Raw genomic sequence first — 10,025 nt, 5'->3', positions numbered from 1 at the left:
GCCGAAGTTTCCGCTGCAGGGGCCGGTGACCGAAGTGCCGCGCTGGTGGCTCGGCCCCGTTGCCGGCGCAGCGCTGGCGCTGCTGTTCGCGCTGCCGGCGCTGCTGCGCCGCGGCGGGCGGCGTGGCGCCGCGCCCGCCGTGCTGCTGCTGGCGGGCGACGCCGTCGGCGCCGCGCTGGCCGCGCAGTGGCGCTACATGGGCATGGCCGAGCGCGGTCCGTTCGAATGGGGCGTCGCCGCTGGGTGCACGGCGCTGATGCTGGTCACCTGTGCGCTGATCGCCCATGCGCTGGCGCGCTGGCTGCGCGACGGCGCGTCGGCGCTGGTGCTCGACAGCGGCGCGACGGCGCTGCGGCGCGATGCGCGCGGCGGGCTGGGCCGCTGGTTGGGGCTGGCGCGCTTCGGCTGGCTGTTCGGTGCCGCGCTGGTCGCGCTGCTGCTGGCCTTCGATGCGCGCTACCGCGATTTCCTGCTGCCGCTGTACGCGCCGCCGGTGGCGGGTTTCGCGCTGCTCGCGCTGAGCGGCCTCGCGGCGCGGCGGCCGCTGGCGCTGGAGGAGCGCCTGCTGGCCGTCTGGGTCGGCGCCTCGGCCGCGCTGACGGTGGCGCTGGAAGGTTGGGCCAACGCGTATGCGCTGGCGTGGGCGGCGCTGTGTCTCGCGTTCTGCGCCGCCGTGCTGCTGCCCGACCGCGGCGCACGCTTGCGTGCGCCAGCCGAGTCGCTGGGCGGGCCGTAGGGCGGGTTTCAGCCCGCCGCTTTTCCCGCCTCCGGCGGCGTGCGCGCCTGCGTGCGTGCCAGCGCCAGCGCGCCGACCAGCAGCGCCAGCGCCCCGCTCTGGAAGCAGTACAGCACCAGCGCCACCGCGCCCAGCGCGGCGGCCAGCGTCGCCGTGGCCGTGCGCCGCCGCAGCAGCGCCAGCGCGGCGGCGAGCAGGGCGGCCGTGCCGATCCAGCCGAGCGCGCTGACGCCCGGTGCGCCGCTCCACCAGGTGTCGGGGCCGCGCGTGAAGGCGAGCACTGCGGCATGGCGCAGGCTGCACCACCACGGGCCCGTGCCGGCATCGCAGCGATGCGCGACGTCGGCCGGTTCGATCAGCGCGTAGCGCAGGACCATCGCCAGCGCGGCCGGCGCGACCACCAGCAGCCAGGGCACGAGACGTCGAAAATCGCGGGTGTGCATCGGACGAACGGCAGCGGCGGAGCCGCGCAGTATGGCAGGTCCGGCTTCGCCGCATGGCCGCCACCCCGCAGCGTCCCGGAACCGCCCGTGCGGCCGGCACGGGCGTGGTGGTGTGCCCGGAACCCCCTTCGATGCCCATTTTTCGAGGCAAATCCCTTCTTTTTTTGCGCCATCGATGTGACCTGTGGCACATCTATTAAAAACTCGTTACATTCGAACGGCGCCCATGCAGGCATCGGGCGTCCGTCGACCACTTTTCCCCCGGGGGATTCCATGAGCATCAAGCTACGCCGCCGCTCGCTGGTTCTGGCATTGCATGCCACCGGCCTGCTCGCGCTTCCGCTTTTCGCCGCGCCGGCCCTGGCGCAGGACCAGCAGCAGGCCACCAAGCTCGAGGTGATCGAGGTCACCGGTTCGCGCATCAAGGGCGCCGACATGGCGACCCAGGTGCCGGTGCTGACCATCGGCGCCGATGACATCGAAAAGGCCGGCCTGACCAGCGTCGGCGACATCCTGCAGCAGCTGACCTCGTCCGGCTCGGCGCTGAACACCAAGTTCAACTCCGCCGGCAACTTCGGCTTCCCGCCGGACGGCAGCGGCGTCGGCTCCGGTTCCGCCACGCTGGACCTGCGCCACCTCGGCGCCAAGCGCGTGCTGATCCTGGTGGACGGCCTGCGCTGGGTGAACGAGAGCTCGGCCTCGGGCGTGTCCGCCGCGGTCGACCTGAACACCATCCCGGCCAGCATCATCGACCGCATCGAGATCCTGCAGGACGGCGCCTCCTCGCTGTACGGCTCCGACGCGATCGCGGGCGTGGTCAACATCATCACCAAGCGCTCGCAGAACGGCGCCGCCTTGAACATGTATGCCGGCGACTACACCAGCCTGAAGGGCGGCAAGAACATGTCCGGCGACGCCTCGTTCGGCGCCAAGGGCGACCGCTACGAGTTCTTCGTCGACTTCAGCCATGTCAAGCAGAACGAGGTCAGCGCCTCGGCGAGCAAGCAGGCCAGCGCGGAATGCGTGCCCGGCACCGGCCTCGACAACTGCAGCTCGGCGACGCCGACCGGCCGTTTCGTCTTCTTCGATCCCGCTGTCGGCGACTTCGTCAGCGTGACCCCGAACGGCGCGTTCCCGAACGGCGCCAGCTATCCGGCTGACTTCCATCCCTTCACGTCCGCGGATCGCTTCAACTTCGCGCCGTACAACCTGCTGATGACGCCGAGCGAGCGCAACGCGGTGTTCGCGCAGGCGCGCTACCACATCAACGACAACGTCACGTGGTACGTGAAGGGCCTGTACAACACGCGCAAGTCGCTGAACCAGGCTGCGCCCGAGCCGATCTTCCTCGGCCCCGGCGCCGGCACCGGCGGGCTCGCCGACACGGTTGGCGTGGACGTGACCAACCCGTACAACCCGTTCGGCTTCACCCTCGATGCCGATCCCAACACCGGCAACCTGATCCTGATCGGCCGTCGCCCGGTCGAGGGCGGCCCGCGCCAGTACCGCCAGGACGTCGACACCTACTACTTCTCCACCGGCCTGGAAGGCTCGTTCGGGCTCGCCAGCCGCGACTACTACTGGGACGTCAACTTCTTCGACAGCACCAACAAGGCGACCCAGACCGTCAACGGCACCTACAACATCGCGCACATCCAGCGCGCGCTGGGCCCGCTGGCCGACTGCACCGGCAGTTGCGTGCCGCTGAACATCTTCGGCGGCCCCGGCACGATCACGCCGGCGATGCTGCAGTACATCCAGTACATCGAGCACGACACCAGCGAGAACAAGCTGAAGGGCTGGACCGCCAACTTGTCCGGCGAGCTGTTCGACCTGCCGGCCGGCGCGTTCTCGTTCGCCACCGGCTACGAGCACCGCAAGTACGACGGCTCCTACACGCCGGACGCGGTGGTGGTGGCGGGCGAATCCAACGGCGTGCCTTCGCTGCCGACCTCGGGCAGCTACTCGATCAACGAGTACTACCTCGAGCTGAACGCACCGCTGCTGAAGGACATGCCCGGCTTCAAGGCGCTCGACCTGTCGGCGGCCACGCGCTATTCCGACTACTCGACGTTCGGCGGCACCACCAACAACAAGTTCGGCCTGCGTTGGCAGGTGTTCGACGACCTGACCCTGCGCAGCACCTGGGCGGAGGGCTTCCGTGCGCCGTCGATCGGCGAGCTGTTCGGCTCGCCGGCGCGCTTCGACGCCACCCTGCAGGATCCCTGCTCGGCGCCGATCAGCAGTGCGGCGACTGCGGCCAACTGCGCGGCGCTGGGCGTGCCGGCCAGCTACACGCAGCCCAACCCGCAGATCTCGGTGCGCACCGGCGGCAACAGCAACCTGCAGCCGGAAACCTCGAAGAGCCTGACCTGGGGCGCGGTGTACAGCCCGGGCTGGGCGGAGAACACGGCGTGGTCGCAGAAGCTGGACGTCACGCTGGGCTACTACCGCATCAACGTCAAGGACGCGATCCAGGCGCTGGATGCGCAGACGCAGCTCAACCGCTGCGTGGATAGCGGCACCGATACCTCGATCTTCTGCCAGGGCATCCACCGCAACGCCACCGGCAACATCGACGGCTTCAACAACACCCTGCTGAACCTCGGCCGCATCGACACCAACGGCTGGGACTTCGGCGCGGTGTGGAAGGGCCCGCAGTGGAACTTCGGCCAGCTCACGGCGAACTGGCAGAGCTCCTACGTGTCGCAGTACGAGGCGAAGAGCAGCGCGGGCACGACCGAGCCGCGCACGGTGGGCATCGAGGTGACCGACAGCGCGATTCCGCGCCTGACCTCGGTCCTGGGCCTGGGCTGGAACCTCAATGCCTGGAGCGTGGACTACAAGCTGCGCTACATCAGCCCGCTCAAGGAGGACTGCGCCGCCGCGGCCGGTTATCCGATCTGCACCTTCCCGGACGAGATCGCGCCGAACCGTCCGGACGGTACGCATCGCCTCGGCGCGGTGACCTACCACGACGTGCGTGCGAGCTGGAAGGTCCCGACCAGCTTCGACCTGACCGTTTCCGCCGGCATCAACAACCTGTGGGGCAAGAACCCGCCGGTGTGCGTGTCGTGCTCGCTGAACGGCTACGACGCGTCGACCTACGACCTGTACGGCCGCTTCAGCTACGTCGAAGCCAGCCTGAAGTTCTGACGCGCGGTTCCGGCGTCATCGCGACACGAAAAGGGCCGCCTTCGGGCGGCCCTTTTTTTTGGCTATTATATACTTGACAAACCCAAATCGGACGGCTAACCTAGGCTCAAGTTAGGAGCTTAGCCATGGCTGCCGATCTGTTCGCCCCGCATTTCCAAGACGCCGATAAGGCTCGCGCCTATCTGGAAGCGTTGCGCTGGCCGAACGGTCCGGTTTGTCCGCACTGCGGCTGCATCGGCGATCACTACGCCCTGAAGGGCAAGGCCCATCGTCCGGGCTTGTGGAAGTGCAAAGACTGCCGCAAGCAATTCAGCGTGACCGTGGGCACCGTGTTTGAGCGGAGCAAGATTCCGCTCAACAAGTGGCTTATGGCCGTGCATCTCATGTGTGCCAGCAAGAAAGCCATTAGCTCGCACCAGATCCATCGGATGCTGGGCGTCACCTATAAGTCCGCTTGGTTCATGACTCACCGCATCCGCGAAGCCATGAACAAAGAGCACGTTGGCCTGCTCGGCACTGGCGGCGGCACGGTTGAAGTGGACGAGACCTATTGGGGCAACAACGGGAAGCAGCGCAAAGGCGCGCGCGGCTACCAGCACAAGATGAAAGTCGTCTCACTAGTCGAGCGTGACGGCGAAAAGCGCAGCATGGTCGTCCCGGCTGTCACGGGTAAGACTCTGCGCGACGTGCTGAACAAGCATGTTTGCAAGTCGGCACACCTCATGACCGACGAGCATTCCGGCTACACCAAGGCTGGCCGCGAGTACGCTTCGCATGGCGTGACGCGGCACAGCGCCGGCCAGTACGTTGACGGCATCAATCACTCGAACACCGTCGAATCCAGTTTCAGCCTGTTGAAGCGCGGTCTCGTTGGTACGTTCCATCACGTTGGCGAGCAACACTTGCAACGGTACGTGGCGGAGTTCGATTACCGTTGGAACAATCGCAAAGTGTCAGACCGCGAGCGTTCCGATGCGCTGCTAGAGCAGGTGCATGGCAAGCGGCTCACCTACGCAAGGCCTCGCTAAGTGCAAGAAGTAAGAAGCCCGCATTAAGCGGGCTTCTTCTTGGTTGACTTTTGTGATCGCGGAGTTCGCTTGCCGTGAGGCTCTGGCGCCTTTTGCAGCATGCGCCTAAGTACCTCATCGAACTTGCTTTTCACTTCCTTGCCTCTTCGAGCACTCATGCCGCAAGCAGCTGCTTTGACAGCGCGTACTCCTCCGCGGTGGACGAGAACCAAGAGATTCCCTTGACATCGTCGCCCACTTCTTCCAGTTGCACTTGGATGGCCCAAGCAAGTTCTGCGGTCAATGTGTCCTTGATGGCAAGGAAGCCTGCGTGGTCAAGGGCACCACTACTCATCTTGGCCATGGCTTTTCTCTCCTCGGAGCCTGGACATGGTACTAGCCCGGCTGGGCTCTTAGGGTACTACCTACTTCTCAACGCGGCAAGCTTGACAAACTGACGTTTTCGTAAGTTATTGAATATAAACGCATAACTTACTTCTTTCTCACGACAATCCAGTTCCCATGAACGCCCACCTCATAGATGCCGGCAAACTTCTCATTCGCAACCAAGGCGGCTGTGACGGCGGTCAGGAACTCTTTATCTAGCGGCCAGCTCGCCCGAACCTTCAGTTCCGGACACGGGTATTCCACATACGTCATGCCGAGGCAGCCTATGATTGCCGTCGCAGCTATCCAAGCAAGATCGAAAATGTTTGGTTCACGATCCGCGGCATCAAGCGACGGACGCACAGTCACGTCCAACATCTTCAAATGCTGCCCGTTTGCATAAGTCACAACGATGAAAGCGTCTGCGTGGTCAGCGCCGTCCTTGACGACAGCACACAGCGCCCCGCCGCCGTCAGCGAACCCTTGGCCGTTCACAGCCTGCTCGCACTGCTTTAAGCGTCCCTCATAGTAGGAACTGCTTAGGTTCGCCGGGTTCGACGCAATCTCGCTGCGCCAAGCCTGAGCAGTGGCATCAAACAAGCCCTTCCCGATATTCCCGTTGAAGCTATACGGCAGCGCCATGACGTACCTCCCTGTCTAGGAATAGCGCGCCAGACTACGTGTATGAGGCTTGGTTCGTCAAGTATATAATCGCCTTTTTTTTCCGCAACGCAGGCCGCGCCATCAGCGGTGCTGGCGGTCGTGCTTCTGCCGGTAGATGCGCCGGCTGTCGCGGTTGTCGGCGTGCTGGATGCGCGCCTGCTCGCGTGCGCCGATGCGGCCGTCGGCGCCGGCACGGGCCTCGGCATGGCTGGCGTGCGCTTCGCGGCCTTCCAGGCGCGAGGTCTCGCGATTGGTCAGCGAGCCGTTGGCGAAGCCGTCATGGATGCGCCGCTGCTGGTCGAGATTGCGCTGCACGTCGGCCTGCATGCGCCGCGAGGAGGCCGAGCCCGGGTTGCCCGTCTGCGCGTCGTGTTTCTGGTCATGGATCGCCGCGCTCTCGCGGTTCTGTGCCCGCTGGACCTGCGCGCGATCCCTGGCGCTGAGCGAGCCGTCGCGCAGGTCGCGCTGCTCGACGCGGTCGACGTGAGCCTCGCCCTGTTCGAGCTTCGCGGCTTCCCGGGTGGTGAGCTGGCCGGACTGCAGGCCCCGTTCGATGCGCTGCTGCTGGTCGACGTCGCGCCGGGTTTCGCTGCCGGCGGTCTGCGCCTGTGCGGCGAGGACGAAGCCGAGGCCGGCGACGGCGAGTCCGAGCGCGCCGGCGTTGCGGGCAATGCGGTTCATGCTGCGTCTCCCTGGTGTGTGCACGCCGCGACATGCGGCGCTCGCCCCCGCCACAACGCGGGGGCGGCACGCGGGTTGACGTCGCCGTGGGGACGGTTCAGGCGCGGGACAGCGCGACCGGCACGCGCACCTCGGCGGCCAGCGGCAGGTGGTCGGAGAACGCGTCGGGCAGGGTCCACAGCCGCTCCACGCGCAGCGATTTCGAAACCAGGATGTGGTCGATCGCGCGGCGCGGGCGCCAGCTCGGGAAGGTCGGCGGGATCTCGGTCGGCGGCTCCAGCGCAGTGCGGCGGAACAGTTGGCGCATCTCGGCGCTGTCCGGGTCGCAGTTGAGGTCGCCCATCAGCAGCGCGTGCGGGCAGCCGTCCAGCAGTTCGGCGATGAAGCCGAGCTGGCGCGCGCGCGCCTGCGGCCCCAGCGACAGGTGCGCGATCACCACGGTCAGCGCGTCGAGGCCGTGGCCGAAGCGCGCCAGCAGCGCGCCGCGGCCGGGGATGCGGCCGGGCAGCGGATGGTCGAACACCTCGAGCGGCTCGAGCCGGCTGATCAGCCCGTTGGCGGAGTGCGCGAGGCGCACCATCGGCCGGTTCGGCTGGTGGCTCCAGTACGGCATGCCGGCGGTTTCGGCGAGATAGCGCGTCTGGTTGAGGAAGCCCGAGCGCAGGCTGCCGGCATCGGCTTCCTGCAGGCCGACCACGTCGAAGCCGGCGATCACGTCGGCGAGGCGGTCGAGGTTGTCGCGCTTGCCGCGCGCGGGCAGCACCTGCGCCCAGCTGCGGGTGAGGTAGTGGTGATAACCGTGCACGCTGGCCCCGGCCAGGATGTTGCAGCTGAGCACGCGCAGCGAGGTCGCCGCGCTGCGGCCGGAACGGGCGGAGTTCATGCGCTCAGGGTAGGGGCGGGATCGTCCCCGGACAAGGCCGGGAAGGTCAGCCGCCGCGTTTTTTGCTGGCCAGTTCGCGCTGCACGAGCCACTGCGTGAGCTCGACCAGCTTGTCGAAGCTGTTGCCGGCGCTGCCGGCGTCGGCGCGGTACTTGCCGGCGACGATGATGGTCGGCGTGCCGCCGATGCCCCAAGTCTGTTCCAGCTTGACGTCGTGGGCCAGCCGCGCGTCGGTCTGCGGCGACTGCGCGAGCTCGAGGAAGCGCTGCGGCGCGACCATGTAGCGGCCGGCGTAGAAGCCGGCGAAATCCTGCAGGGTCGCGCCCTGCGGCGGGATGCTCTGCGCCTGCCAGATGGCCTGGAACACGGCGTCGTGGCTGGCCTGCGCGAGGCCGAGCGCGTCGGCGGCGTAGAACGCGCGCGTGTACGGCTCCCACATCGGCGAGAACGTCGCCGGCATCATGCGGAACGCCACGCCCGGCGGCAGTGCGGCGACCAGGCGGTCGACGTACGGCGCGAAATGCGCGCAGTGCGGGCAGGCGTAGGAGAACACCTCCACCACCTCGACCTTGCCGTCGCTGCCGGCCGGTTGCGCCGGATCGATGCGGAAGTAGTGCGTGCCTTCCACCCACGGCGCCGGCGCGGCGGCGGGCGCGTCGCCGCCCGCGCTGCAGGCGGTGGTCAGCAGCAGGCTGGCGAGCAGCAGGGCGAGACGCTTGGCCATCGCGGGCTCCCGGGCGAGGTTACGGCTGCGCGCTTTCGCGCGCGACCAGCCACCGGACCAGATCGACGGCCTGGCTGTAGCCGCCGGCGCTGTTGACGTCGAGCCGCCATTTGCCGTTGACGATGATGGTCGGCGTGCCCTCGACGCCGTACGCCTTGACCAGCGCGTCGGCGCGCTTGACCTTGGCGTTCACCGCGAACGAGTTGGCGGTGGCGATGAAGTCTTCCGGCTTGACGCCGTACCTGGCGTAGAACTTGGCGATCTCGTCGAGGCCCGGCTTCAGCGGGCGATTGGTCGTCGGATCGAAGGTGGCCAGGCTGCGGTCCTTCCACACCGCGTCGTAGATCGCGTCGTGGGTCTTCTCGACGACGCCGAGCGCCTGCGCGGCGTAGAACGCGCGCTGGAACACCGGCCAGTCCTCGTCGGGGCGGAAGCCGGCCGGAACGTAGGCCATCTCCGCGTTGGCGGGCAGGCTGGCCTTGAGCTTGTCGACGATCGGGTTGAAGCGGTAGCAGGCCGGGCAGGCGTAGGAGAACACCTCGACCACCTCGACCTTGCCGGGCGTGCTGGTCGGCTGCGCCGGATCGATGCGGAAGTAATTCTTGCCTTCGGCCCAGTTCGGCGCCTGCGCGGCGGCGGCGCCGGCACAGGCGAGCAGGGCGATCAGCAGCAGTGCGCGCTTCAGCATCGCGAATCTCCGTGGGGCGGTCGGCGGCAAGTCTGGCGTGCGGCGGCTGAACCGCGGCCGCCGCACGCAGCGCTTACCTGGCGGCGGCCGGTGCGGCGCCGTCGACGGCGGCGTGCAGGCCCTCGACGTAGGTGGCCAGCGCGGCGATGTCGGCGTCGGTCAGGCGCTTGGCGATCGTCGGCATGATCTGCGCGTGATCGTCGCTGCCCCAGGTGGTGCCGTCGTGCCACACCTTCAGCGTGCGCTGCACGTAGTCGGCCCACTGGCCGGCCAGTTGCGGATAGGCGGCGCCCGGATTGCCGCGTCCGTCCGGCCCGTGGCAGGCCATGCACGCGGGGATGCCGCGCGCGGCGTCGCCCTGGCGGTACAGCGTCTCGCCGGTCTTGACCAGCTTGTCGTCGGCCACGCCGGGCAGCGACTGCTTGCTGGCGAAATAGGCGCCGACGTCGTGCATGTCCTGCTCCGACAGCGCGCTGGCCATGCCGAGCATGATCGGATTCATGCGCGCGCTGCTCTTGAAGCTGCCGAGCTGGCGGGCGATGTACTGCTCGTTCTGGCCGGCCAGCTTGGGATACTGCGCGTCGCTGGAATTGCCGTCCATGCCGTGGCAGGCGCCGCACACGGCGGCCTTGCCCTGGCCGGCGGCGGCATCGCCCG

Annotated in this window: 10 protein-coding genes and 1 pseudogene; 3 read left to right on the top strand and 8 right to left on the bottom strand. The window is 67.6% G+C overall.

From position 1 onward, the window contains the following. A pseudogene (locus ABFC67_RS10495) lies at positions 1 to 736 on the top strand (hypothetical protein); the annotation flags it as partial. Positions 737 to 744: 8 nt separating this feature from the next. Here the strand turns inward: ABFC67_RS10495 and ABFC67_RS10490 are convergent. Then, positions 745 to 1,179, bottom strand: coding sequence for a hypothetical protein (locus ABFC67_RS10490; protein WP_346737979.1), 435 nt, complete (start codon positions 1,177 to 1,179; stop codon positions 745 to 747). 273 nt (positions 1,180 to 1,452) lie between these two features. Here ABFC67_RS10490 and ABFC67_RS10485 point away from each other — a divergent pair, with 273 nt between their 5' ends. Continuing rightward, the gene (locus tag ABFC67_RS10485; RefSeq protein ID WP_346737978.1) at positions 1,453 to 4,335 is read left to right on the top strand and encodes a TonB-dependent receptor; all 2,883 of its coding nucleotides are present in this window, start codon (positions 1,453 to 1,455) and stop codon (positions 4,333 to 4,335) included. 125 nt (positions 4,336 to 4,460) lie between these two features. Then, positions 4,461 to 5,363 carry an IS1595 family transposase gene (locus ABFC67_RS10480; protein WP_346737977.1) on the top strand — a complete coding sequence of 301 codons (903 nt, stop codon included), beginning with the start codon at positions 4,461 to 4,463 and terminating at the stop codon, positions 5,361 to 5,363. 154 nt (positions 5,364 to 5,517) lie between these two features. Here ABFC67_RS10480 and ABFC67_RS10475 read toward each other — a convergent pair whose 3' ends face one another. The 7 genes from ABFC67_RS10475 to ABFC67_RS10445 form a co-directional block, all read right to left on the bottom strand. Beyond that, complete coding sequence (locus ABFC67_RS10475; protein WP_346737976.1) at positions 5,518 to 5,706, bottom strand: hypothetical protein; 189 nt, start codon at positions 5,704 to 5,706, stop codon at positions 5,518 to 5,520. Between the two features lie 128 nt (positions 5,707 to 5,834). After that, a complete protein-coding gene (locus ABFC67_RS10470) occupies positions 5,835 to 6,371 on the bottom strand; it encodes a hypothetical protein (protein ID WP_346737975.1) in 537 nt (178 codons plus the stop codon). 102 nt (positions 6,372 to 6,473) lie between these two features. Then, a complete protein-coding gene (locus ABFC67_RS10465) occupies positions 6,474 to 7,073 on the bottom strand; it encodes a hypothetical protein (RefSeq protein ID WP_346737974.1) in 600 nt (199 codons plus the stop codon). Between the two features lie 97 nt (positions 7,074 to 7,170). Further along, a complete protein-coding gene (locus ABFC67_RS10460) occupies positions 7,171 to 7,956 on the bottom strand; it encodes an endonuclease/exonuclease/phosphatase family protein (RefSeq protein ID WP_346737973.1) in 786 nt (261 codons plus the stop codon). 46 nt (positions 7,957 to 8,002) lie between these two features. Then, entirely contained in the window at positions 8,003 to 8,680 is a 678-nt protein-coding gene (locus ABFC67_RS10455) for a thiol:disulfide interchange protein DsbA/DsbL (RefSeq protein WP_346737972.1), read from the bottom strand. 19 nt (positions 8,681 to 8,699) lie between these two features. Further along, positions 8,700 to 9,368 (bottom strand): thiol:disulfide interchange protein DsbA/DsbL, encoded by a 669-nt coding sequence (locus ABFC67_RS10450; RefSeq protein WP_346737971.1) that lies wholly within the window; start codon positions 9,366 to 9,368, stop codon positions 8,700 to 8,702. Positions 9,369 to 9,441: 73 nt separating this feature from the next. Beyond that, positions 9,442 to 10,025, bottom strand: a 584-nt coding sequence (locus tag ABFC67_RS10445) for a c-type cytochrome (protein WP_346737970.1), incomplete at its 5' end; no start/stop codon positions are given.

Origin of the sequence: Mizugakiibacter sp. (genome assembly GCF_039680435.1) — a bacterium.
Classification (GTDB): Bacteria; Pseudomonadota; Gammaproteobacteria; order Xanthomonadales; family Rhodanobacteraceae; genus Mizugakiibacter.
This window is presented reverse-complemented; position numbering and strand designations above follow the sequence as displayed.